Raw genomic sequence first — 23,323 nt, 5'->3', positions numbered from 1 at the left:
GATTTCACACCATGCCTACGCAACATGAAATGGTGAAATTGTTCACCGAACAGCTCAAACTCTGCGCGATGAAGCCGGAAGAGACGGTGATCATCCTCTGCGAGGACGATATTCGCGCCGATTACGCCCAGGCCTTCATGCTGGCCGCGCGCGATCTGGGTGCGACGCCCTTCCAGATCACTGTGCCTTTGCGCGAAAAGCGTTCGGCCCGGCAGACGACGGGCAAGACCGCGATTGCCGGCAACCGGCCGGTGATCGAGGCGCTCAAGAAGGCCGATCTGATCGTCGACGTGATGGGCACGCTGTTTTCGCCCGAACAGGACGAGATCTGCGAAGCCGGCGCCCGCATGCTGTTCGTCCGCGAACCCTATGACGTGCTTGCCCAGAACTTTCCGAATACCGATCTGCGCCGGCGCATCGAATACGGCGAAAAGCTGCTGGAAAAGGCAAAGACGCTTCGCATCTGGTCCGATGTCGGCACCGACGTCACCTATGAAATGGGCGGTTACCGGGTGATGACCCAGTATGGTTACACCGACACGCCCGGCCGCTGGGACCATATGGGCACTGGCCAGGTGCTGAGCCAGGCCACCGACGGCAAGGTCAACGGCACCGTGATGATCATGCCGGGCGACACCGTCACCGCTTTCCAGCGGATGATCGAAAGCCCGGTCAAGCTCACCATCAAGGACGGTTTCGTCACCGACATCGAAGGCGACGGCATGGATGCGCCGCTGCTGCGCGATTACATGGAGAGTTTTAGGGACCCGCGTGCCTATGCGATCAGCCATATCGGCTGGGGCCTGCTCAACACCGCGACATGGTTCCACCGGGCGATTACCCGCACCCGCACCCAGGAAATCAGCGTCAACTCGCTGAGCTATTACGGCAATGTCCTGTTCTCCACCGGCCCGAATACCGAGCTTGGCGGCAAGAACGACACGATGTGTCACATGGATATCCCGCTCCGCAAAACCTCGCTGTCGCTCGACAATGTCACCATCGTCGACAAGGGCCGCATCGCCATTCCCGAAATGGCTGTCTGAACCGTTCCGGCCCCCTGCCGGGGGCCGTTCATGCCTGAAATCTGGGCCTGAAATTTAGCCGCGTCTTTCATCCGGGCCTGAAAGCCCGAGCCGGACCGGCGGAGAATACAGGAGAGGCGATGACCCCGATCGACGCATCAGAAACTGCAGAAAAGGGCAAAAGGCTCATGCCGGGTGCGCCGAGCGTGACCCTGACGGCCTGGCAGAGACAACAGCGCGGCCTGACCGTGTCGCTGATGGCGCTGCCGACCGTCGCCATGATCGGGGTTTTCGTCATGCCACTGCTCGTCCTGCTCTGGATGAGCTTTGGCGGCGGCTCGAAGACGGGCTTTTCGGTCCAGGGCTATATCGACCTGATGCAGCCGGTCTATCTGAAGCTGCTGATGTTTACGCTGCAGCTGGCATTCATCACCACCGTGCTCTGCGCACTTCTCGCCTATCCGCTCGCCTATCTGATGGTTAATGTCAGCTCGCGTTTTGCCGCCTGGATGGGCGTCGTGCTGTTCATCACGCTGTGGCTGAGCTTTCTCGCCAGAACCTTCGCCTGGATCATCATCCTGCAGCGGCGCGGCATCATCAACAATTTTCTGGTCGGCATCGGCGTCATCGATAGCCCTCTGGAACTCGTCTACAACAAGCTCGGCGCCTATATCGGCATGGTTCATATCCTTCTGCCCTTCATGGTCCTGACCCTGATCCCGGCCATGAAGGCGATCGATCCGGCCTATGTCCGGGCAGGCCTCAGCCTCGGCGCGAGCCCGGCCAAAGTCTTTCGCGATATCTACGTGCCGCTCAGCCTTCCGGGCCTCGTCGCCGGCTCGATGCTGGTCTTCACGCTCGCCTTCGGCTTCTTCATAACGCCGGCCATTCTCGGCGGCGGGCGCGCGCCGACCATCGTCATGGCGATCCGCGACCAGATCCAGCAGCTCGGCAATCTGCAGCTCGCGGCGGCCACATCCATGGTCCTGCTCGTCTTCTGCCTTGGCCTGCTTTTTCTCTACGACCGCATCGCCGGTATCGACCGCATCTATGACAAGGGAGGCAAGTGATGGAACTGCTCGTCCAGGGCAATGCCGCCCGCGCCCTGAAAGCCTATGGCTGGGTGATGCTCGTCATCATCATTCTGCCTGTGATCATGATCGTTCCGATCAGTTTTGGCGCCGGCAGCGCCATCGTCTTCCCGCCCAAGGAACTGTCGCTCGAATGGTATTATAACCTCGTCGACGATCCCCGCTGGGGCCGCGATGCCCTTCTTTCGCTGCAGGTGGCAGCCCTTGCCACGCTGTTGGCGACTGTCACAGGCACGGCTGCCGCGATCGGCATGTCGCGCATAGAGAACAAGGCGATCTCGAAATTCCTGAAAATGTTCTTCATCGCGCCGATGATCGTGCCGCTGATGGTGATCTCGGTCGGCCTCTATATCGTTTTTGCCCGCAACGGTCTGCTTGGTTCGATGTGGGCGCTGGCGATCGCCCATGCCATCGTCGTTCTGCCCTTCGTCGTCATGCCGGTCATGTCCCGCCTTGCGAGCCTCGATCCGGCCTATGAGCGGGCGTCTGCCTCGCTCGGTGCGACCCAGATCCGCACGCTGTTCGAAGTCATTCTGCCGCTGCTCGTGCCGGCCATCATTGCCGCCGCGATCTTCTCCTTCGTTTTCTCTTTCGATGAAGTGGTTCTGGCGCAATTCCTCTCGAGTCCGCGTTTCGAGACCCTGCCTCGAAAGGTCTGGGATGGGCTGAGCCAGAACGGCCTCGACAAGACCATTACCTCGATTGCCTCCGTCCAGCTCTTCCTCGTGCTTGTGGCCTTTGCCGGCTGGAACATCCGGAAAGCCGCCCGCACCGGCGTCCTCGCCAGCCGTGCCAAAACGCTCGCCGCTGCTGCCGCCAATACAAAAACCTCGCCCGCCGTTGACCTCCCTGCCAATGGATCCATGCCCATGAACGTCGCACTGAAAACTGCTCCGCCCGTCGGCACGCCCGCCATCCTCCCCTCCGCAGAACCGGGGCCTGCCAAGGCCGGCGAACAGCATGGCTATGGCATCGACTTCCAGCACATGAGCAAGTTCTACGGCGACAAGGTCGTCGTGGAAGAGGCGAATTTTTCCGTCAAGCCGGGCGAATTCCTGACCATTCTCGGCCCTTCGGGTTCGGGCAAGACCACGCTTCTGATGCTGGTTGCCGGTTTCATCTCGCCCGATGCCGGCCGCCTGATGCTTGGCAAGCGCGACATTTCCCGCGTGCCGCCGCACCAGCGCGATATCGGCGTCGTTTTCCAGTCCTATGCGCTTTTCCCGCATATGACCGTGGCGCAGAACGTTGCCTATCCGCTGCGGGCCCGCGGCGTCTCGAAAGCCGAGCAGCAGGCCAAGGTGAAATGGGCGCTGGAACGCGTCCATATGCAGGATTTTGCCGAGCGCCGCATCGCACAGCTTTCCGGCGGCCAGCAGCAGCGTATCGCGCTTGCCCGCGCCATTTCCTTCGGTCCGCGTGCGCTTCTGATGGACGAACCGCTTTCGGCACTTGACCGCAATCTGCGTGTCGACATGCAGCGCGAGATCCGCAGCCTGCAACAGAGCCTTGGCCAGACGGTGATCTTCGTCACCCATGACCAGGAAGAGGCGCTCAACATGTCTGACCGCGTCGCCGTCATCAATGAAGGCCGCGTCCAGCAGGTCGCCACGCCGCGCGATCTCTACCTCAAGCCGCAGAACAGCTTTGTCGCCAACTTCTTCGGCGAGTCCAACCTCTTCCACGGTGTCGCCAATGGCAACAGCCTGACATGCGGCGACCGGGCCTTTCCGATGGTCGAAGCGCGCTCGGATACGGCGATCCTCTGCGTGCGGCCGGAGACGGTGCGGCTTGCAGCGCCCGGCCAGCCGGCGCCGGACTGGGCGATCGAAGGCACGCTCACCAATGCCCGCTTCCTCGGTAGCCTCCTGCATATGCAGTTCGCGACGGCCTACGGCACACTCATTGTGACGCGGCCGCTGGATGGCACGATCGACATTCCCGAACAGGGCGCCATCCGCCGCCTGTTCTGGGCTCCGGAGACCGCACACTTCATGACCCACTGACGGCCAAAGCCGTCTCGATCAAGCAGGCAGAAAACCGAATTCACCCAACCGCCCAGAACGCCTCCCAAGCACGTCCACCGGGCCAATGTTTCCAACAGGAGAGACCGATGAAATCTAGATTTGGATTATCCGCCCTCGTGGCACTGGCAATGTCATTGCCGATCGGCCTCCATGCTGCGGAAGCGCCCGCCGAATTCAAGGGAACCGGCAAGCTCGTGGTCAACAACTGGGGCGGCCCGACGGTCGAGAAGATGCATGCCGCCTGGTATGGCGATTTCCCCAAGGCGACGGGCATTGATGTCACCTTCACTTCCATTCCCGACGTCGCCAAGCTGAAGATCATGAACCAGGTCGGCAATGTCGAATGGGACGTGGTCGATTTCGAAGGCGCGCAGATGCTGCAGGCCATGAAGGACGACCTGCTGGAGCCGATCGATTACGACCTGATGTTCAAGCTGGTGCCGAAGGAGCAGCTCGATCCGGCCCAGATGACGAAATACGGCATCGGCTCGATCGCGTTCGGCACGATCATGGCGTGGAACACTGAAAGCATCGGCAAGACCGGTCCTGCCAACTGGACCGAGTTTTTCGACAAGACCAAGTTCAAGGGCCGCCGCGCCCTGTATGCCCGCCCCAAGCCGACGCTCGAAATCATGCTGATGGCCGATGGCGTGGCGCCGAAGGATATCTATCCGATTGATATCGACCGGGCCTTCAAGGCGCTGGCAAAGTTCGGCCCGAGCGTCGATCTCTGGGTCGAAAAGACCTCGCAATGGGACGTGCTGATCCAGAACAAGGAAGTCGATCTGATGGGATCGAGCCTTGGTCGCACGGTCACCCAGATCGACAAGGGCGAGCCGCTGGCGATCAACTTCAACCAGAGCATCATGGAACAGTCCTTCTGGACGATCCCGAAAGGCGCGCCGAACGTCAAGGACGCCCAGAAACTGGTGGCCTGGATGGCGCAGGCAGAAGGCGAGCGGGCGTCGCTCAAGCTGTTTCCCTATTACAGCGTCGCCAACAAGACGGCCTATGACGGCCTGCCGAACGAGCTTCTCGCCAAAATGCCCGGCACGCCGGAACACTCGGCCAATAGCCTGACGATCAATGCCCAGTGGTGGCTGGAGCATGATGCCGAAGTCCAGACCCGCTGGCTGAGCTGGCTGAGCAGCCGCTGAACCAGCACCGCATTTTCTGAACCGCAATTTCTGCCTTTGCCGGTGCGGATGTCGCGCCGGCCAGGGTCAAGGCATGCCGAAAGTTTCTCGTCCATCCCTTCCGGAGATCATCCCCATGACGAAAGAAAATGACGCATTGAATTCCTTTCAGCCGGTGGAGACCGCAGGTATCGAACTCGACCGCCGCAGCTTTCTCACCGGGATGGGCGCCACGGGTCTCGCACTTGCAGGCGGCATCAAGCCTGCTCTGGCGCAGGACATGTCGCTCCTGAAGGGTTCCGGCGATGTCGTCGTCTGCACCTGGGGCGGTGCCTCGACCGATGCGATGAAGGAAGTCTGGTTCAAGCCGTTTTCCGAGGTGAGCGGCGTCAACGTCTCGACAGCCTCCGTACCCGACATCGCCAAGCTCGAAGTCATGGAAAATGTCGGCAATGTCGAATGGGACCTGCTGGATGCCGAAGGCACCCAGATGGAACTGGCGATGAAAAAGGGCCTTCTGCAGAAGATCGATTACGACCTGATCTTCAAGATCGTGCCGAAGCAGCAGATCGACCCGAAGGTGATCAAGGAATATGGCGTCGGTTCGGTCGGTTTCTCGACCGTGATTGCCTGGAACACGACGCTGTTCGGCAAGGACGGCCCGAAGGACTGGAAGGAATGGGCGGATACGACCCGTTTCAAGGGCCGCCGCGCATTGTACGCGCAGCCCCGTCCTTCCTTCGAGATCGCCCTGATGGCGGCCGGCGTTCCGCCGGAAAAGATCTACCCGATCAATATCGACGACGCGTTCAAGGCGCTCGACGAGCTGCGGCCGAAAATCAATCTCTGGGTCGAAAAGACCTCGCAGTGGGGCGTGCTGATGCAGAACGGCGAGGTCGATCTGATGGGATCGAGCCTGTCGCGCACGCTGGATGAGAAGAAGCGCACCGGCAAGATCGATTTCACCTTCAACCAGAGCATTGTCGAGCAGGATTACTGGGTCATCCCGAAATCCGCGCCCGGCGGCGCCAATGCGCAAAAACTGATCGCCTATGCGCTGATGGCCAAGGGGTCACTCGGTTTTGCGACGAAAATGCCGTTCAGCCTGGCGAACACCTCGATCTATGGCGGCATTCCTGATGACATGAAGCAGCAGCTTCCCGGTTATCCGGAAAATTCGGCCCGCAACCTGCAGATCGATCAGGCCTGGTGGGTGGCGAATGCCGATCAGGTCCGTCTGCGCTGGCTCGACTGGATGAGCAAGGGCTGATCCGAAATTTCCCAGAATACCGGCGAGGCCTGAACCTTACGGCCTCGCCAACAATAAATTGCAGTGCAGCCCGCAGGAGCCGACATGGAATTGTCCGATATGACCGCCCGCCAGATGTTCGAACATCTGAGCAAGAACCCCACACGCCCCCGTTACGGCTTTGGCACGCGGCCGATGCTGATCAATGTCGACCTGCAATGCGCCTATACGCAGCCGGACGTCTACAAGACGGCTTACGAGACCGATCCCAAACAGACCGAATACGTCAACAGGCTGGCGGCGGAAACCCGCCGCCTCGGCCTGCCGGTGATCTGGACCTATGTCGCGTTCTCGGAGAGCGGCGACGATTGTGGCGTCTTTGGTTCCCGCACTGATACGCCGGACAGTTTGCAGAACATCAAGGAAGGTTCGCCGCGAGCCGCACTCGATCCGCGCCTTGATGTGGTCAAGGGCGACGTCATCCTCAACAAGAAGATGCCGTCGGCCTTTTTCGAGACCCATGTCGCGTCTCTCGCCACATACCACAAGGTCGATACGGTGATCGTCACCGGCGGCTCGACCTCCGGCTGCGTGCGGGCAACCGTGGTCGACAGCCTGTCGCGCGGTTACCGGACGATCGTGCCGATCGAATGCGTCGCCGACCTGCATGAGAGCCCGCATTTCGCCAATCTCTACGACATGCACAAGAAATATGCCGACTGCATCCCCGTGTCAGAGGTGAACGACTGGTATGCGACACTCGGCTGACAGGATTGCCATGGAGCAGGAAAGCTTCATCCCGCAGGCGCCGGCCGCCGCCCCAGTCGTCCATGACGGCACCGGTGCGCTGCGGCAAGACCTGCGGGGTTCTGTCCTGCTGCTCGGCAATTTCGACGGTCTGCATCTCGGCCATCAGGCGCTTTTCGCGCTCGCCGCGCGGCGGTCGAAAAAGATGGGAAGCCCGTTGGCGATCCTGCAATTCGATCCGCATCCCCGGCACCATTTCCGGGGAGAGCAAGGTTTTTTGATCTCGGGCAATGCGGTGCAGCGCCGGCTTCTGGCCGAAGCGGGTATCGATCTCATCTATGCACCCGTTTTCGACGCACAATTTGCGGGCCAGCCGGCGGAAAGTTTCGTGCTCGATCATCTCGTCGTCCGGCTCGGTATTTCGGCCGTGGTGACCGGCGCCGATTTCCGCTTTGGCCAGTTCCGCGCGGGCGACGTGCCGCTCTTGCAGGCGATGGGCCGGATCTGCGGTTTTGCCACGCATGTGGTCGGCGAATGCCGGGATCGGGGAGAGGAGGGCGTTCGCATCTCCTCCAGCCAGGTCCGCCAGTTCATCCGGAGCGGGCAACTGGACGAAGCGGAACGCCTGCTCGGGCGCCCCTTCGAGACGGCGATCGAAGCCGGGCCGACCGGCTGGCAGTTCGACCCGATGCAGATCCTGCCGCCGGATGGAATTTTCATGGTTGAGGCACGAGGAGCCGCGGGCCGGCGGCTGGGTCGAAGGATGCTCGTCCTGAAAGGACGGCGCCCCGAAGCCCGGCTGCCGGCCGGAACATCCACACTTCTCTGGCATGCGGCGGCATCTGTCGGGGCAGCGGAAACAGGATTTGAAAGGACAGACAATGGACTATGACAGTCTCGACGCGCTCGCCATGGCGGATCTGGTCAGGCGCGGCGATGTGGCGCCGGATCATTTCATCAAAGAAGCAAAGACCCGGATCGCGGCGCTGAATCCCAGCCTGAACGCCGTCGTCCACCATTTTCCGGATGAGACGTCTTACTCGACGGAAGGCACTTTTGCCGGCGTGCCGCTACTCCTGAAAGATACCGGCGTGCCTTTGAAGGACATGCCGATCACGTCCGGCACGCGGCTGCATGAGGGTGTCGTCAGCCCCGCCGACAGCACGATGGGCACACGGCTGCGCAAGGCCGGTTTTGCCTTTCTCGGTCGCACCAACACGCCTGAACTGGCGCTGAGCTTTACCACCGAAGGCACGTATTATGGCCCGGCCAAGAACCCTTGGGATCTGACACGCACGCCGGGCGGCTCCTCCGGTGGCGCTGCTGCAGCGGTCGCGGCCGGCATCATGCCGATGACGCAATGCTCGGATGGCGCAGGCTCGATCCGCGTTCCGGCCGCCCATTGCGGTGTGTTTGGCCTGAAACCGTCGCGCGGTCGCAATCCGTTCGGTCCGGCCATCGTCGAGACCGTCGGTGGCATGGGAACGCTGCATGCGATCAGCCGCTCGGTGCGCGACAGCGCCGCCATGCTGGATGTCACGCATGGATCCGATATCGGCGATCCATGGGGACCGCCGCCGATGGAGGGCACTTTCCTTGAAGCCGTCTCCCGCCCTCCGCGTGCGCTAAAAATCGGCATGGAAGCCACCGGCGATGCCGATTGCCGGGCTGCCGTCGAAGCGGCGGCCGCACTCTGCGAAAGTCTGGGACACACGGTCGAGCTGGCCGCTCCGAAATATGACCGGGACGCGGTAAGCCGGGCCTGGCTGACCATTGCGGCCGTCAATATCGCCCGCGGCACCGCAAACCTTGCCAAGGCCAGAAACATTGCCGATCCGCTGGCACTGCTCGAACCCGTCAATGCCGAATGGGTGAAAATGGGCGAGGGCCTTTCCGGCACTGACTATCTCGGCGCGATCGACGCGCTGCATCAGTCGAGCCGGGCTATGGGCCGATATTTTTCCGAATACGACATCTATCTCTCACCGACGACGGCGGAAGTGGCGCCAAAACTCGGCCATCTGGCCGGCGCCGGCCTGTCCGTCGAGGATTTTTTCCAGCGTTTTTGGAACCACGCACCGCTGACGGCGGTCTTCAACGCCTCCGGCTGCCCGGCCATGAGCGTGCCGCTTCACTGGACCGAAGCGGGCATCCCCGTCGGCGTCCATTTCGGTGCCGCCTTCGGTGCTGAGGCTTTGCTGTTCAGCCTTGCCGGCCAGCTCGAGGCCGCAAACCCCTGGGCCATGCGCCGTCCGAAACTCCCTGCCTGACATTCTTAAGGTGACATCATGACCATGAATTCGTCAAAACCGTCCGCCGCCGATATCGCCTCGATGAGTGCGCGCGCCATAGCCAAGGCCGTGGCCGGCGGCACGCTCACCGCCGCGGCCGTCACCGAAGTCTGGCTTGATCGCATTGCCGCGGTCGAGCCGTCGCTGCATGCCTTCATCCATCATGCGCCGGAAAAGACCCGTGCGCTTGCCGCAGTCGCGCCGAAAGGCCCGCTCGCCGGCGTGCCTTTCGGCATCAAGGACGTCATCGAAACCCGCGACATGCCGACAGAATACGGGTCTGCCGCCTATCCCGGCTGGCAGCCCAGCCGCGATGCACCGGTTGTCCATCTCGCCCGTCAGGCCGGCGCGGCCTTCATGGGCAAGACGGTCTCGACCGAATTTGCCACCGCATCTCCCGGCGCTACCGTCAATCCGTTCGATCCCAAACGCACGCCGGGCGGCTCGTCCAGCGGCACGGCGGCAGCGCTCGGCGCGGGGCTGATCCTGCTCGGCCTCGGTACCCAGACGTCCGGCTCCACCATCCGCCCCGGCGCCTATTGCGGTGTCGCGGCAATGAAACCGTCGCCAAAACTGATCGAGACATTTGGGGTCAAGCCGCTGTCGCAGACGCTCGACGTGGTCGGGCCGATGGCGCGCGATATTCGCGATCTCGCGCTGCTCGTCTCGGTCTGCATGCGCCGGCCGGAGCTGGCCCCAGATCTACTGGCGCCGGAAGGCGAGCTTCCTTTGCAGCCGATGAGGCTGTTCCTGCCCGTTCACGACCCGGTTGCGGATTTCGCGCCGCTCGAAAAAGCGGCTTCGGTGCTTGGCTCGGTTACCACGCAGCCGGTGCCGGATTGGTTCGAGGCGGTCGGCCCCGCGCAGGATGACGTTTTCGGCTGGGAAGCGTCGATCGCGCTTGCCACCGACCGCGATCTGCATTGGGACAAGCTGCGGCCGATGACCCACGAATTCATGGAACGGCAGGCGAAAAGCACCTTTGCCGGCTGGCAGGCCGGGCTTGCGACGCGCGACGCCGCCTTGCGCAATCTCGACGCTTTGTTCGGCGGCGCGGACTTCCTCATCACGCCCGCAGCGCCGGGTGAGGCACCGCTCGGGCTGGAACGCACCGGCCCCGCGACCTACAATATCCGCTGGACGCTGCTCGGTTGCCCGAGCGTCACCATTCCGGCCGGTTTCGGCCCGGCAGGCATGCCGGTCGGCCTGCAGCTTGTCGCCCGTCCGGGTGAGGATGCGGCCCTGTTGCGGCAGGCCGCGGCAGTGGAAGATCGCCTGCGCGCCGCAGGCATCGAGGCGCGGCCTTCCCAATCGTGATGAAAGTCTCGACATTGCCGGTGCCGCTGCAATGGTTTCTGTTGCTGGCGCCGGGCCTCGTTCTTGGACAGGTGCTGCAGCTGCTGTCGCTTCCCGCCGCATTGATGCTCGGCCCGATGATGGTCGGCATCGTTATGGCGCGCGGCGGCTGCGAAGTGCGGATTCCCGGCGTCCTGCATCGCATGGCGCAGGGTGTCGCCGGCTGCCTGATCGCCGCCCATCTCGACTCCGCGCTGCTGGTGCGGATGGGCGAGATCTGGCCGATCGTCATCGTTTTCGTGGCGCTCACCTTCCTTGCCTCCTGTTTTGCCGGCTGGATGTCGGCACGGACATCGGGGGTCGACGGCGAGGTGGCCATATGGGGCTTTCTGCCGGGCATGGCCGGCACCGTGATCGCCATGGCACATGAACATGGCCTCGACAGCCGTCTCGTGGCGCTGATCCAGACCGTGCGGCTGATGGTGGTGATCGCCACGATGGTCGTCGCGGCATTGTTCATCGTCGGCGCTGCGGTTGCGCATCCGGCCGCTGGTTCAGCACCTGATCTTGCCTCGATATCGATCGTGCTGGGACTGGCGCTGATCGGTGCGCTCAGCGCCCGTTATCTGCGCTTCATTCCATCGGCAGCCTCGCTTGTGCCCTTGACCCTTGGCGGCGCGCTGCAGGTTGCCGGTTTCAATCTCGCTGTGCCGGCCTGGCTGGTGGCGCTCGCCTATCTCGCTTTCGGCGCACATATCGGCCTTCGCATGACCCCGGATATTTTGCGCGCAGGTGCCCGCGCCTTGCCATCGCTGGTGGGTGCCGCATTCCTGCTGATGCTGCTTTGCGGTGTCTCGGGCGCCGTGCTTTCGGTCGTCGCCGGCGTCGATCTGATGAGCGCGCTTCTGGCGACCGTGCCCGGCAGCATTGATTCCATCGCGCTGATCGCCGTCAATGCCGGCGCCGATATGACCTTCGTCATGACGCTGCAGACGCTGCGCCTTTTCGCCGTTTCCATCTTCGGTCCCTTCGTGGCGCGCAGCATGGTTCACATGCTGCATCGCTGGAAACCGAGCTGACACCAACACAAACCGGGAGAACAATTCCATGCACAAGCAGATCATCAGGGCCGACGTGCCGGAAAATGGCGGCGCCTACAATCTCTGCGTCCGTTACGGCGACATGCTTTATCTTTCCGGGCTGGCGCCCTTTGACGCGGCCTTCTGCGCCGAAGTCGCCGCCGCCCGCGCCGCCGGAACCAAGGTTCCGCCCATGCCCGACACGCCGTTTCCGCGGCAGGTCGAAATCATCATGGAGAATATCAAGAAACTGGTCGAGGCGGCCGGCTCCAACATGGATTGCCTGCTGAAGACCAATGTCTGGCTGGAGGACCAGACCCAGGCTGAGGAATTCGAAAAAGTCTATATCAAATATTTCTCCGGCCCCGAGGCGCTGCCCGCCCGCGCCCGCATGCAGGCCGGCCGCACGCCGATGGATTGCGGGCTCGAGATCGAGGTCATCGCCTACGTGCCGAGTGACGACTGATAGCCACATCTGCGAGGGCCACCTGATGAGCAATTTTTCGAAGACGCAGCGCATCAGCAAGGATGTGATCTGGACCGATGGCGGGCTGGTTGCCGCTCATCATCGGACGGCGGCCGAAGTGGGGGCTAAAATCCTGGCCGAGGGCGGCGATGCCATGGATGCGGCAATCGCCACTTCGTTTGCGCTTGGCGTCGTCGAACCATGGATGAGCGGCCCGATGGGCGGCGGTATGATGACGCTGTGGCGGGCCGGCGAAAAGCGTGCGGAAACGATCGAATTCGGCATGCGCGCACCGGTCGGGCTGAGGCTTTCGGATTATCCGCTGGTGGAAAGCGGCGGCGTCTCGGACCTCTTCACCTGGGCGCGAGTCAAGGACGATCGCAATATTTTCGGGCCGCATTCGATTGCCGTCCCCGGCCTTGTGGCCGGTATGGAGTTGGCCCATCAGCGTTATGCGACCCGGCCTTGGGCGGAGCTTCTGGCGCCGGCCGTGGCTTTGGCCGAAAAGGGCATGCTGGTCGATTGGTATGCCTCGCTGATGATTGCTTCGGTGACGCGCCAACTGGCGAAGGACAAGGATGCGGCAAAGCTTTTCCTGATCGACGGGCAGTGGCCGAACATTGCCGGCTGGACCGATATCAAGGAAAGCCGGCTCGACCAGTCCGTCATGGCTTCCGCGCTGCGGCGTCTGGCGGAAGCCGGCCCAAGGGATTTCTATGAAGGTCAGCTGGCCGATGCCCTCGTCTCCGATATGCGCGACAAGGGAAATCCACTGTCGCATGAGGATCTGAAAACCTATCGCGCCCGTGTCAGCCCCACCCGCACTGTCTTCTATCGCGATGCGGTCATCCATGCGCCGTCCGGTCTTAGCGCCGGTGGGGAACTGGTGACGACGCTGCGGCTGATGGAGGCCGAATTGTCGGCCGGCAAGAGCCCCGATGCCGGCAGTTATGCTGCCATGGCCCGCGCACTACAGGCGGCCTATCAGGACCGGCTTGAAAATGCCGGCGATGAAAGCTGCGATGCGGAGGCGGCTCCCTGCACGACCTCCTTCAGCGTCGTCGACAAGGCCGGCAACATGGTCAATGTTACCCAGACGCTTCTGTCGAAATTCGGCAGCCGTGTTGTGTCCCCCTCGACCGGCATGCTGATGAACAACGGCATCATGTGGTTCGACCCGGAGCCGGGCAAACCGAATTCGCTTGCGCCGGGAAAAGCCTGCCTGATGAATGTCTGCCCGACGATCGGCGAACATCGCGGCCGGATGTTTGCGATCGGCGCTGCCGGCGGACGAAAGATCCTGCCGGCCGTGACCAATCTGATCAGCTATATGGTCGATTTCGGCATGAGCCTCGAAGAGGCTTTTCACCATCCGCGGATCGATGTCAGCGACCTCACGCAGATCATTGCCGACGAGGATCTTCCGGCAGAAATCCAGTCGGCGCTCGCAGAAATCGCGCCGACCGTTGCCGCCAGACGCACCGTCCATCCTTATGCCTTCGCGGTGCCGGTCGGCGTGATGCGCAGCGAGGGCCGCAATTGCGGCGCCACCGAAATCATGGCGCCCTGGGGCGATACCAGCCTCGAGGAGAGTTTTATCGCCCGGTAAAACCGGCCGCAAAATTCTCCGCGATCGCCAGAACAGCCGCATGGACGGGCCCCGACGTGATGCTCGGAATGACCGAGGCATCGACGACATAAAGATTGTCGAGGCCGCGGAATTTCAGATCCGCATCGACCGGTGCCGCCTCGTCGGCCCCCATGCGGCAGGTGCCGACCGGGTGGTGATGGGTGATGACGGCCTTGGCGATGAAGGCGTCGATCTCCGCTTCGGACATCGACGCCTTGCCCGGCAGGACCTCTTCCGCCCGCCATTCTTCCATTTCCGCACCGTGCCCGACCATCCGCGCATAGTCCAGCGCGCGCCGGAACAGGCGGCGGTCATGGTCCGTCTGCATATAGGCGGGATCGATCATCGGCCTGTCGCCGATGCCGGGACCGGTGATCGCAAGATGACCGCGGCTGGTCGGATGGGTGACGCCGAAGAGCAGCGTATAGGCCTCGCCCGGTGCAGGTGCTGTAAAACATTCCGATGCGGCGGGGCCGATGACGCAGCCGAGCACGACATCGGGCCTGCCTTCCGCAATCGTCGGATCCTCGCCGTTCAGATACATCAGCGATTCCGAGATCTGCAGCTTTGACGGCGGCACGGGCTTTTGGGCACGATAAACATTGCCGACGCCGAGCAGGTGGTCATGCAGATTGCGGCCGATCTCGCGCCGGTCGAGGATGCAGTCGACACCCGCCTGACGCAGGATGTCGGCATCGCCGATGCCGGAGCGCATCAGCAGCAGTGGATCGGCCACCGAACCAGCGGAAAGAATGATGGTATCAGCGGTAAAAATCTCGTCGCGACCGTCAACCGTTGCTTCGACGCCGGAGATGCGGTCGCCTTCTATCCTGAGCTGATGGACGGTGACCCAGGGCGTTATCGTCAGGTTCGGGCGATCCATGACCGGCGTCAGATAGGCATCGGCGGCGCTGACGCGACGACCGTTGCGGATGGTGAGCGAATTGGCAGACGTGCCGGTGAGGTTGCCGCCATTGTGTTCGGCAAGGTTTGGCACACCGAACGCACTGCCGCTTGCCATATAGGCTTGCGCGACGGGGCTCACCTCTTGCTTCGGCAGCCAGACGGGCATCGGTCCACTATCGCCATGCACGGTGCTTGCGCCGCCCGAAAAACTTTCGGAAGCAATAAAGCCGGGCAGAAGGCCTTCGTAGGACCAGCGGTTCGAGCCCGTCGCTTCCGCCCAGACGGCAAAATCGTCCGCATGGCCGCGCACATGCGCCATGGCGTGCAGGCAGCTTGAGCCGCCAAACACTTTTCCCCGTGGCCAGGGGTGGATGCGGTCGGCGGTGCCCTGCTGCGGAATGGTCTCGAAAGCCCAGTCGAAGTCGCGGCGCTGGATGAACGGCCATTTCTGCGGCACGGCAATATCCGGATCGACCGGCGGGCCGCCGGCTTCCAGTACGCCGACCGTCCGTGATGGATCGGCGGAAAGCCGGTTGGCAAGCACGCAGCCGGCAGAACCGGCGCCAATGATCAGGATATCGAAATGCGGCATGGGCAGGAGACTCCGAAGGAAATCGGCAAGAGACCGGGCAGTAAGAGATCAGGCATGGCACGGCATTCGCGCGAAAGGTCTTTTCGCACGGCAGGTGTTCGTTTGGATGGCTTAAGGGCAGGTCGCGTAAGGCTTTAAGCCGCGTTGACGCTTCCGACCCCGAGGCGGCTGGCAATCTTTCTCTGGACGACGGCGAGGTGATCCCACATCGCCTTTTCGGCCCGTTTGGGGTCGCGCGCCGCGATCGCTTCCGCGATCAGCTGGTGCTCCGCATCGCGCTGCGCCACACGCTCGGCCGTCGTTTCGTCGTCGCTGTTTGCGAAGCGCAGGCGGCTGTCGTTCTGCACCTGATGCAAGAGGATATGCAGTTCGCTCGCCAGGCTGTTGCGGGAACCGGCGGCGATCGCGCGGTGGAAAAGCTGGTCGGCCTGGCTCGGGCTCATGCCGGAGGGCGATTTTGCGTGCTGCAGGATGCGGGCGATCTCGGCCGGCGATGCGCGCAGCGCCGCAAGCCGCGCCAGCGTCGGCTCCAGCATCATGCGCATTTCCATCACTTCCAGCGGATTGGTGGAGAGAACCAGCTTGCCGCTCTGGATGCTGGTATCGGGCGAGGAGGCGCGCCGGCCGCTGCGGGCGGGCTCCAGTTCTCCAAAGCCGCGCAGGATCTGCAGCGATTTGCGCAGCTGGTGACGCTTGACGTTGAGGCGCTCCGCCAAAACCCGCTCCGCCGGCAGCGCACCTTCCTCGTCTATGATCCGACGCAGGGTCTCCACCACGTCAGCCGCGTCTTCTGCGCCGGAGGAGACGGTGTCTTCGTCCGTCATGTCCGTATCAGGCTGCTGCATGGAGTTTCCTTTTGTCAAAGCGTCCTCGTCGCCGAATTGCTGGTCTGGTGTCATGCCTGCATCTGGCCTGCATCTGGTCACGATGGTTGGCATCCGCCGGGCGGAACATTGATGAAATGGTTGAGACCCTGGTCGGCCTCGAAACCATCAACCATGCCCGGTCTGAACCCATTTCTATCGGCCAATATGTCATCATACCATCAGGTGCAATTGATTTATGGCAATGCGATCATATTATGCACCAATGTTTTGACCAATAAATTTTTTTGGACGGAAAATTGGTTGAAAGATTCCAGCCCGCCACTTCAGGAGATCCTCCCCTCATGACCGCCAAGCCTTCGCAGCCCGTCTTCACGCTGACCACCGGTCCGGTCAATTGTTATCCGGAGTGCTGAGCGCACTCGGCCGACCGGTCTTTTACGATTACGATCCCGCCTTTCTGGCGACCTATGAGCGGATCAGCCTGAAGCTGAAACAGGCCATGGAAACGAAAAAAGTTTCGGTCATCCTGCATGGCGAGCCGGTTCTGGCGCTGGAAGCGGTGGGCATATCCGTGGTCGGCAAGGATGATGTCGTGCTCAATCTGGCCTCCGGCGTTTATGGCGATGGTTATCGTTCCTGGCTGGAGCCGCATTGCCGCGAATATCTCGATATCCGCGTGCCCTTCAACGAGGTGATCGATCCCGCCGCCGTCGAGGCGAAGCTCAAGGAGCGGCCGGATATCACCATTGTTACCGTCTGCCATCACGACACGCCCTCCGGCACGATCAATCCGGTCAAGGAAATCGGCGCGATCGTCGCGAAGACCAAGGCTGTCTTTGTCGTTGATGCGGTCTCCTCCTTCGGCGGCATGGACATTCTGCCGGAAGAGGTGTTTTCCGACATATTCATCACCGGCCCGAACAAGTGCATGGGCTGCCCGCCTGGCCTCTCCATGCTCGCGATCAGCGACAAGGGCTGGGCGAAGATGAAGGCCAATCCGACCGCGCCGCGCGGCTCGATCCTCAGCGTGCTCGATTGGGAAAACGCCTGGCGCAAGGAGAACGGCTTTCCGTTCACGCCTTCCGTTGCCGAGGTCAATGGTCTGGAAGCCGCGCTCGACCTTTATCTGGACGAAGGCCCGCAGGCCGTCTGGGCGCGCCACGCCTTGACGGCCAAAGCCTGCCGTGAGGGCATCAAGGCGATGGGGCTGGAACTCTGGGCGGCCTCCGAAAACTTTGTATCGCCGACCACGACCGCCGTCCGCCTGCCGGACGGGGTCGAGGAGGCAAAGCTGCGTCAGGTGATGCGCGATGATTATGGCGTCACCATCTCGTCTGGCCGCGGCGCGACGCTGAACAAGCTGGTGCGGATCGGCCATATGGGGCCGACGGCGCGGCCGATTTTCGCTCTGGTGGCGGTCGCCGCATTGGGCGCGGCGCTCACCAAGGTCACGGGCAAGACCTATGACGTCGGCGCCGGCTCGGCCGCCGTCATGGCTGTGATAGACGCGGGCAAGTGATCGCCCAGTTGCGGGGCGTCAGCGCGCGCCCCGCACATAGGCGGCGCCGAGTGCGCTCGGCAGGTTGGCCTTTCGGCCCAGCATGACAAGCACGCCCATGACCGCCGCGAAGGGCAGCATCTGGATGACGTCGGTCGGGATATCGACACCGGCCACCTGCAAGGCGGTCGTCAGCGACAGGCAGGCGCCGAACAGGGCGGCACCGCCCAAAACCCAGAGCGGCCGGCCGCGGGCGAGCATGGCCAGCACGATGCCGATAAATCCGTTGCCATTGGTCATGAAGGGCACGAAAATGCCGGCGCCGACAATCGCCATGAACCCGCCGCCAAGGCCGACCAGCGCGCCGGTCAGGAGAACCGCCACGGAGCGGATGCCGAGCACGCTGACGCCGGAGGAATCCAGCGCCGCCGGCTTGTCGCCCGCCGCCTGCAGCGCAATGCCCCAATAGGTCTTTCGATAGACATAGGCGAAGACGGCAACGAGAAGCAGGGCGATATAAACGATCGGCGGGCGGTTGAAGAGGGCCGGGCCGAGGACCGGGATATCGGCCAGAAGCGGGATCGGCAGCGAGGAGATGGCGCCGAGGCGCGGATAGGTCTGGGCGAACTGGAAATAATGCAGCATCGCGGTTGCGCCTTCGGCCCCTAATGTCAGCGCAATGCCGATGACGATCTGGTTGAGGCCGAAACGCACGCAGAGAAGCGCCATGATGGCAGCGACCAGCATGCCGCCGCCGGCGCCGCCGACAAAACCGAGGAAAACCGAATCCGTCTTCCAGGCGACGAGAAAGCCCAGATAGGCGCCGGCCAGCATCATGCCTTCGATGCCGATATTGAGGACGCCTGTCTTTTCCGAAAGCTGTTCGCCGAGGCCGGCGAGCAGGAGCGGGATGCCGGCGGTGATGGCGCCGGCGAGAAGGGCGGTGAGGAAGGCTGCTGTGAGCAGGGTCATTATGTCAGGTCCTCCGGCTTTCGCGCCGCTTCTGGTCGAGCATTTCGGTGATGCCGAGCAGGATCAGCAGGATCGCCATGGTCACCAGGGTGAAATAATTGGGCACGCCGAGCCGTCTTGCCGCGCTCTCGCTGCCGATCGACAGGACCGAGAAAAGGAAGACATAGGCGATCGTCGCAAAGCCGTTGAACCGGGCGAGAAAGACCAGCGGCACGATAGTCAGCGTATAGGCCGGGTTCCAGTCGGCGCGAACATTGCCATATTGGCCAAGCACGGCGACCGCGCCCGACAGGCCCGAAAAGCCGGCCGAGATGGCAAAAACACCGATGGTCAGCGCCGAGACGGAAAGGCCGGCATGCACGGCCGCCTTGGCATTGGCGCCGACGATCTTCAGTTTCAGGCCGAATGCGGTTTTCGCCATCACGTAATGGACGATGAGGATGGCAACGAGACCGATCAGCACGCCGCTCGAAATCGTCGTGTCGAACAGCCGTGGCAGCCGGTCTTCCACCGGCAGCGTCCGGGTCTGCGGCACGTTGGTGGCCGGATCGAGGAAGAAGATTTTCACCAGCACGTTGGAGAAGGAAATGCCGAGGAAGGACATCATCATCGTGGTGATGATCTCGTTGACGCCCTGACGGGCGCGCAAAAGTGCCGGGACCAGCGACCACAGGGCGCCGATGATGGCGCCGATGACCAGCGTGACGATCAGCACCAGCCAGACCGGCATATAGCCCGTCAGCACCGGCGCAAGCGCTGCGACCACTGAGGCGCCGAGCAAAAATTGCGCGTCGCCGCCAAGGTTCCAGATGCCGGCCCGGAAGGCGACGATCAGGCCTGCGGCGATCAAGAGAAGCGGCCCCATGCGGGTCAGCGTCGCCTCGATGCCGGAGGGCGAAAGCAGGCCGCGATTGACGATATAGGTGTAATAATCGACCGGATTGACGCCCATGGCGATCAGGATCAGGCTCGCGACCAGAATGGCTGCAACCAGCGGGCCGATCGACAGGCCAATCAGCTGCAGTCGGTCTGTCAGAAGACGCCGACTTGCGAGACCGTTATTCTTGGCCGCGGCCTGGCCGTCTGCGGATGGATCTTGCACTTCGACGCTCATGCCGCGACACCACTCATGAATTCACCAATCTTCTGGCGCGCATCGCCGTCATTTTCGACAATGCCGACGATCCTGCCCTGCGACATGACCGCGATACGGTCGGAAAGCTCGATCAGTTCGTCGAGTTCGGTCGACAGCACGATCACCGCCTTGCCGCCATCTGCGGCTTCGCGAATGCGGCGGCGGGAGGCGGCGATATTGTTGAGGTCGAGCCCATAGGTCGGTTTGGCGAAGATCACCGCGCGGGCGCTGCCCGTCAGCTCGCGGGCGAGCAGCAGTTTTTGAATATTGCCGCCCGACAGTTTTCCCGCCGGCGTTTCGATATCCGGCGTGCGGATGTCGTAATCCTTCACCTGTTTGCGGGCATTTTCCGCGATCGCGCCGCCCTGTTCGATGCCGGAACGCCAGAAGGGCGCTTCGCCGATCTGTTTCAGGAGAAGGTTGATCGATACGGGGAAGGCGCCGACCGTGCCTTCGCCAAGGCGGTCGTCGGTGACATAACGCAGGCCGCGATGGCGCCTTGCGCCGATGGGAAGGTCCTCGATCGGCTGGCCGTCGAGATAGATCCGTCCGTTTTTCACGGGCCGCTGTCCGGCAAGAGCTTCGGAAAGCTGCTTCTGGCCATTGCCATCGATGCCGGCAATGCCGACGATCTCGCCGGCGCCGATCTTCAGTTCGATGCCGGTGACGGGGACGGAATCGTCATCCACTTCCAGCGCCAGGATTTCGAGGAGGGGGTCGGTCGCGGTGACGAGCGGGCGCGCCGAGCCGGCTGCTCTGGTCGTCTCGGCGGCCTGATTGCCGTTCGATCCGAACATCAGCCGGATGATTTCCTTGGTGGCCGCTTCCGGTCCGAGCGATTTCAGCTCGTCGGGTCCGAGCGCGCCGACCTTGCGGCCGAGCCTTAAGACCGAGATGCGGTCGCCATAGGCCACCGCCTCGTTGAGCTTGTGGGTGATGAAGATCACGGCCAGCCCCTGCGCCACCAGACGGCGCATCAGCTGCCCGAGCTTTTCCGCATCCTTCGGCGTCAGCATGGCGGTTGCTTCGTCGAGGATCAGGAACCGGCTGCCGCGCATCAGGGCGCGAACGATCTCGGCCTGCTGCTGCTCGCCAAGCGACAGGCTGCTGGTGATCGCGGCCGGATTGACCTCGACGCCGATCGAAAGCGCCGTTTCTTCCATGCGCTTCGCGATCGCTTCGCGATCCGGTGTTTTCCACCAGCTGCCACCGAGATTGACATTGTCGATCAGCGTCAGGCTCGGCACCAGCATCGAATGCTGGAAAACGGTGCCGATGCCGAGAGACAGCGCCTTTTGCGGCGAGGCGATCGGCATTTCGGTGCCGTCGACGGCTATGCTGCCTTCGCTCGGCTGCTGCAGGCCGGAAAGCATGCTGACCAGCGTCGATTTGCCGGCGCCGTTTTCGCCGAGCAGGACATGCACTTCGCCGGGAAAGAAATCGATCGATATGGAATCATTGGCAACGATGCCCGGAAAACGCTTGGTGACGCTCTTGAGCGACACAATCGGTTTTGCAAGCGGCTCGGCATCGTCGGCCGGCTGAGAAGATAAGGTCATCAAACTATCCCGCGGGCATGGAATTGGAATGCCGGGAATAGGGCCGGGCGCGATTGGTCGCATCCGGCCCTATCCGTGTTGAGGATCGGATCAGTTCAGCTGGCTGACCAGCGCATGGACGGAAGCCGCATCGAATTTCGGCTCCACCTTCAGGTCGCCCTTCACCATCTTGTCGCGGATATCCATCACCGACTTCCAGACGTCGTCCGGGATCTGCTTGGTCTTCAGCAACGAGACGGAACCATCAGCCAGCGAGATGCCGTAATTGCGGGTGCCGAACTTGTCGGCCTTGATGTCCTCGATCATCGCCGTATAGACCGGCGTCAGGTTCCACAGCACCGAGCTCAAGAGAAAACCCTTGTCGATGCTGGTCTTGTCGCCGATCACGTCGATGAAAAACACCTTGCCGCCATCGGTTGCCTTGGTCGTCTCGACCGCCTGTAGCATGCCGAAGGAAGAGCCGTTGCCCTGGCCGAAGATGATATCGGCGCCGGCTGCGATCAGCGATTCCGTCACGCGCTTGCCGCCGGCCGCATCCGAATAGGCAGCCGGTCCGATCACCGCATAACGAATGGTCATGGACGGCTTTTCGGCTTTCACGCCTTGCGCAAATGCGACCGACTGCGCATTCCACGACGGCGGTTCGCCCGAGACGACGATGCCGACCGTGCCGGTGCGGCTCATCTTGGCGGCAAGGTGGCCGGCAAGATAGGCGCCGGCATGGCCGCTTGCCGTATAGTCGACGATCGCGTCCTTTTTCATCGCGGCCGGGCTGTCGACGATCGCAACCTTGACCTTGGCTTCCGCGCCGATTTCCGGTGCTGCGGTATTGTAACCGCTGGCATGGGCGATCAGCAGCGTATTGCCGTCTTCGGCAAGCTCGCGCAGCGTCGGGCGGACGTCGCCGTAACCGAGGTTTTCGGCGGTGACGACCTTGACGCCGGTCGCTTTTCCGGCGGCCTTGGCGCCTTCGACACCTTGCTGGTTCCAGCCGAAATCCGTGCCCTGTTCGGGGGTGAGGATGGCGATCGAATTGATATCCGCGGCATAGGCGGCGCTCGAAAGCATAGTTGCAGTCATGATTGCAATATATGCCGATTTTATACTTCTCATTTTAGGAAGTTCCCCTTGTTTTCGAGATTTAAAACCGTATTTACTTTATCTTTTCACGCTGCTAGCAATCCTTTCCATAGATGAAAGGCGTCGCTGACATGAAAAAATCTGCTTTCCTCGTGCTCCTCACCGCTGCCGGCCTTGTCGCGGCAAATGCGTCCGCCACGAAACTGGAGCGCGGTCGCGCCGGGCTCGACGAAATTCCGCTGGCCGTCACCAATGCCGGCAAGGAGGCGCTGTCCTGCGGCGCGACGCTGGCGCACTGGTATTCCCAGCCGATCGGCACGGTCGCGCCGGGCGCGGTGATGAAGAGCAGCCTCTGGCTGCAGCGGGAGACCGGCGCGGTTTTCCTTCTCAACCAGCTGGAAGACCGGATGCCGGTCGAGCGCCTGTGGTGCGGCAAGGACGGGCAGTCCTGGGTCACCCGCAGCGAGATCCCCCTGGAGCGCCGTCGCGGCGAGACGATCGGCACGATCGCGGTGACCTGCGAGGCCGATGCCGAGCGGACCGGCTGCCATCCGGGCTGAGCGGGTGTCGAGCGGACTGGCGTCTGCCACAGTAGGGCGCCTTTCACCGCTCGATTTTTCACCCGTATACCGAACCATTGCCGTCCTGTTCCCTTCAGATCCATCCGACGTCGTTCAATTGGAAACCGGCCCGTTGCGCAGGCCGTGGAACGCCTGC

At 62.4% G+C, this 23,323-nt stretch carries 20 protein-coding genes; 14 read left to right on the top strand and 6 right to left on the bottom strand.

Features of this window, described 5'->3' with window-relative positions:
* The first annotated feature begins 11 nt into the window (after window positions 1-11).
* The 12 genes from FHW37_RS02815 to FHW37_RS02760 all read left to right on the top strand — a co-directional run bounded on the left by FHW37_RS02815 (window position 12) and on the right by FHW37_RS02760 (window position 14,016).
* Window positions 12-1,046, top strand: a complete 1,035-nt coding sequence (locus FHW37_RS02815) for a leucyl aminopeptidase (RefSeq protein ID WP_145632177.1) — start codon at window positions 12-14, stop codon at window positions 1,044-1,046.
* A gap of 119 nt (window positions 1,047-1,165) precedes the next feature.
* Complete coding sequence (locus FHW37_RS02810) at window positions 1,166-2,095, top strand: ABC transporter permease (RefSeq protein WP_145632174.1); 930 nt, start codon at window positions 1,166-1,168, stop codon at window positions 2,093-2,095.
* Entirely contained in the window at window positions 2,095-4,122 is a 2,028-nt protein-coding gene (locus FHW37_RS02805) for an ATP-binding cassette domain-containing protein (RefSeq protein WP_145632172.1), read from the top strand. Before FHW37_RS02810 ends, FHW37_RS02805 begins: the two co-directional genes overlap by 1 nt.
* A gap of 107 nt (window positions 4,123-4,229) precedes the next feature.
* A complete protein-coding gene (locus FHW37_RS02800; protein WP_145632170.1) occupies window positions 4,230-5,300 on the top strand; it encodes an ABC transporter substrate-binding protein in 1,071 nt (356 codons plus the stop codon).
* A gap of 115 nt (window positions 5,301-5,415) precedes the next feature.
* Window positions 5,416-6,549: an ABC transporter substrate-binding protein gene (locus tag FHW37_RS02795; RefSeq protein ID WP_145632168.1), complete on the top strand. Its 1,134-nt coding sequence runs from the start codon at window positions 5,416-5,418 to the stop codon at window positions 6,547-6,549.
* Window positions 6,550-6,633: 84 nt separating this feature from the next.
* Complete coding sequence (locus tag FHW37_RS02790; RefSeq protein WP_145632166.1) at window positions 6,634-7,296, top strand: isochorismatase family protein; 663 nt, start codon at window positions 6,634-6,636, stop codon at window positions 7,294-7,296.
* Window positions 7,280-8,167: a bifunctional riboflavin kinase/FMN adenylyltransferase gene (locus FHW37_RS02785; protein ID WP_145632164.1), complete on the top strand. Its 888-nt coding sequence runs from the start codon at window positions 7,280-7,282 to the stop codon at window positions 8,165-8,167. The genes FHW37_RS02790 and FHW37_RS02785 overlap by 17 nt, the downstream gene beginning before the upstream one ends.
* A complete protein-coding gene (locus FHW37_RS02780; protein ID WP_145632161.1) occupies window positions 8,157-9,545 on the top strand; it encodes an amidase in 1,389 nt (462 codons plus the stop codon). The genes FHW37_RS02785 and FHW37_RS02780 overlap by 11 nt, the downstream gene beginning before the upstream one ends.
* Before the next feature lie 18 nt (window positions 9,546-9,563).
* Window positions 9,564-10,883, top strand: coding sequence for an amidase (locus tag FHW37_RS02775; protein WP_145632159.1), 1,320 nt, complete (start codon window positions 9,564-9,566; stop codon window positions 10,881-10,883).
* Window positions 10,883-11,941, top strand: a complete 1,059-nt coding sequence (locus FHW37_RS02770; RefSeq protein WP_145633806.1) for an AbrB family transcriptional regulator — start codon at window positions 10,883-10,885, stop codon at window positions 11,939-11,941. The genes FHW37_RS02775 and FHW37_RS02770 overlap by 1 nt, the downstream gene beginning before the upstream one ends.
* Window positions 11,942-11,969: 28 nt before the next feature.
* Window positions 11,970-12,407 carry a RidA family protein gene (locus FHW37_RS02765; RefSeq protein ID WP_145632156.1) on the top strand — a complete coding sequence of 146 codons (438 nt, stop codon included), beginning with the start codon at window positions 11,970-11,972 and terminating at the stop codon, window positions 12,405-12,407.
* A 25-nt stretch (window positions 12,408-12,432) separates the two neighbouring features.
* On the top strand, window positions 12,433-14,016 hold the full coding sequence (locus tag FHW37_RS02760) for a gamma-glutamyltransferase (protein WP_145632154.1): 1,584 nt from the start codon (window positions 12,433-12,435) through the stop codon (window positions 14,014-14,016).
* Here FHW37_RS02760 and FHW37_RS02755 read toward each other — a convergent pair.
* Both FHW37_RS02755 and FHW37_RS02750 read right to left on the bottom strand, forming a co-directional pair.
* On the bottom strand, window positions 14,003-15,535 hold the full coding sequence (locus FHW37_RS02755; RefSeq protein WP_145632151.1) for a GMC family oxidoreductase: 1,533 nt from the start codon (window positions 15,533-15,535) through the stop codon (window positions 14,003-14,005). The two genes, FHW37_RS02760 and FHW37_RS02755, sit on opposite strands and share 14 nt — an antisense overlap.
* Before the next feature lie 134 nt (window positions 15,536-15,669).
* Window positions 15,670-16,380: a FadR/GntR family transcriptional regulator gene (locus FHW37_RS02750; protein ID WP_246690643.1), complete on the bottom strand. Its 711-nt coding sequence runs from the start codon at window positions 16,378-16,380 to the stop codon at window positions 15,670-15,672.
* A gap of 388 nt (window positions 16,381-16,768) precedes the next feature.
* Here FHW37_RS02750 and ppaT point away from each other — a divergent pair, with 388 nt between their 5' ends.
* On the top strand, window positions 16,769-17,881 hold the full coding sequence (gene ppaT, locus FHW37_RS02745) for a pyridoxamine--pyruvate transaminase (RefSeq protein ID WP_246690642.1): 1,113 nt from the start codon (window positions 16,769-16,771) through the stop codon (window positions 17,879-17,881).
* Window positions 17,882-17,899: 18 nt separating this feature from the next.
* Here ppaT and FHW37_RS02740 read toward each other — a convergent pair whose 3' ends face one another.
* From FHW37_RS02740 to FHW37_RS02725, 4 genes are all read right to left on the bottom strand, one after another.
* A complete protein-coding gene (locus FHW37_RS02740; RefSeq protein ID WP_145632147.1) occupies window positions 17,900-18,832 on the bottom strand; it encodes a putative B6 ABC transporter permease subunit 1 in 933 nt (310 codons plus the stop codon).
* A 4-nt stretch (window positions 18,833-18,836) separates the two neighbouring features.
* Complete coding sequence (locus FHW37_RS02735) at window positions 18,837-19,946, bottom strand: putative B6 ABC transporter permease subunit 2 (RefSeq protein WP_145632145.1); 1,110 nt, start codon at window positions 19,944-19,946, stop codon at window positions 18,837-18,839.
* Window positions 19,943-21,526, bottom strand: a complete 1,584-nt coding sequence (locus FHW37_RS02730) for a putative B6 ABC transporter ATP-binding protein (protein ID WP_145632143.1) — start codon at window positions 21,524-21,526, stop codon at window positions 19,943-19,945. Before FHW37_RS02730 ends, FHW37_RS02735 begins: the two co-directional genes overlap by 4 nt.
* A gap of 90 nt (window positions 21,527-21,616) precedes the next feature.
* Window positions 21,617-22,606, bottom strand: a complete 990-nt coding sequence (locus tag FHW37_RS02725) for a putative B6 ABC transporter substrate-binding protein (RefSeq protein WP_246690641.1) — start codon at window positions 22,604-22,606, stop codon at window positions 21,617-21,619.
* Between the two features lie 131 nt (window positions 22,607-22,737).
* On the opposite strand from FHW37_RS02725, the gene FHW37_RS02720 reads away from it, so the two are divergent.
* Window positions 22,738-23,166 carry a hypothetical protein gene (locus tag FHW37_RS02720; RefSeq protein ID WP_145632139.1) on the top strand — a complete coding sequence of 143 codons (429 nt, stop codon included), beginning with the start codon at window positions 22,738-22,740 and terminating at the stop codon, window positions 23,164-23,166.
* The last annotated feature ends 157 nt before the right edge of the window (window positions 23,167-23,323 follow it).

The organism is Neorhizobium alkalisoli (genome assembly GCF_007829835.1).
Lineage (GTDB): Bacteria > Pseudomonadota > Alphaproteobacteria > Rhizobiales > Rhizobiaceae > Neorhizobium.
This window is presented reverse-complemented; position numbering and strand designations above follow the sequence as displayed.

What these genes read in the sequence shown, in the direction of transcription:
- FHW37_RS02815 (WP_145632177.1), top strand. Translation starts at nt 12, where the DNA reads ATGCCTACGCAACATGAAATGGTGAAATTGTTCACCGAACAGCTCAAA.
- FHW37_RS02810 (WP_145632174.1), top strand. Translation starts at nt 1,166, where the DNA reads ATGACCCCGATCGACGCATCAGAAACTGCAGAAAAGGGCAAAAGGCTC.
- FHW37_RS02805 (WP_145632172.1), top strand. Translation starts at nt 2,095, where the DNA reads ATGGAACTGCTCGTCCAGGGCAATGCCGCCCGCGCCCTGAAAGCCTAT.
- FHW37_RS02800 (WP_145632170.1), top strand. Translation starts at nt 4,230, where the DNA reads ATGAAATCTAGATTTGGATTATCCGCCCTCGTGGCACTGGCAATGTCA.
- FHW37_RS02795 (WP_145632168.1), top strand. Translation starts at nt 5,416, where the DNA reads ATGACGAAAGAAAATGACGCATTGAATTCCTTTCAGCCGGTGGAGACC.
- FHW37_RS02790 (WP_145632166.1), top strand. Translation starts at nt 6,634, where the DNA reads ATGGAATTGTCCGATATGACCGCCCGCCAGATGTTCGAACATCTGAGC.
- FHW37_RS02785 (WP_145632164.1), top strand. Translation starts at nt 7,280, where the DNA reads ATGCGACACTCGGCTGACAGGATTGCCATGGAGCAGGAAAGCTTCATC.
- FHW37_RS02780 (WP_145632161.1), top strand. Translation starts at nt 8,157, where the DNA reads ATGGACTATGACAGTCTCGACGCGCTCGCCATGGCGGATCTGGTCAGG.
- FHW37_RS02775 (WP_145632159.1), top strand. Translation starts at nt 9,564, where the DNA reads ATGACCATGAATTCGTCAAAACCGTCCGCCGCCGATATCGCCTCGATG.
- FHW37_RS02770 (WP_145633806.1), top strand. Translation starts at nt 10,883, where the DNA reads ATGAAAGTCTCGACATTGCCGGTGCCGCTGCAATGGTTTCTGTTGCTG.
- FHW37_RS02765 (WP_145632156.1), top strand. Translation starts at nt 11,970, where the DNA reads ATGCACAAGCAGATCATCAGGGCCGACGTGCCGGAAAATGGCGGCGCC.
- FHW37_RS02760 (WP_145632154.1), top strand. Translation starts at nt 12,433, where the DNA reads ATGAGCAATTTTTCGAAGACGCAGCGCATCAGCAAGGATGTGATCTGG.
- FHW37_RS02755 (WP_145632151.1), bottom strand. Translation starts at nt 15,535, where the DNA reads ATGCCGCATTTCGATATCCTGATCATTGGCGCCGGTTCTGCCGGCTGC.
- FHW37_RS02750 (WP_246690643.1), bottom strand. Translation starts at nt 16,380, where the DNA reads ATGCAGCAGCCTGATACGGACATGACGGACGAAGACACCGTCTCCTCC.
- FHW37_RS02740 (WP_145632147.1), bottom strand. Translation starts at nt 18,832, where the DNA reads ATGACCCTGCTCACAGCAGCCTTCCTCACCGCCCTTCTCGCCGGCGCC.
- FHW37_RS02735 (WP_145632145.1), bottom strand. Translation starts at nt 19,946, where the DNA reads ATGAGCGTCGAAGTGCAAGATCCATCCGCAGACGGCCAGGCCGCGGCC.
- FHW37_RS02730 (WP_145632143.1), bottom strand. Translation starts at nt 21,526, where the DNA reads ATGACCTTATCTTCTCAGCCGGCCGACGATGCCGAGCCGCTTGCAAAA.
- FHW37_RS02725 (WP_246690641.1), bottom strand. Translation starts at nt 22,606, where the DNA reads ATGACTGCAACTATGCTTTCGAGCGCCGCCTATGCCGCGGATATCAAT.
- FHW37_RS02720 (WP_145632139.1), top strand. Translation starts at nt 22,738, where the DNA reads ATGAAAAAATCTGCTTTCCTCGTGCTCCTCACCGCTGCCGGCCTTGTC.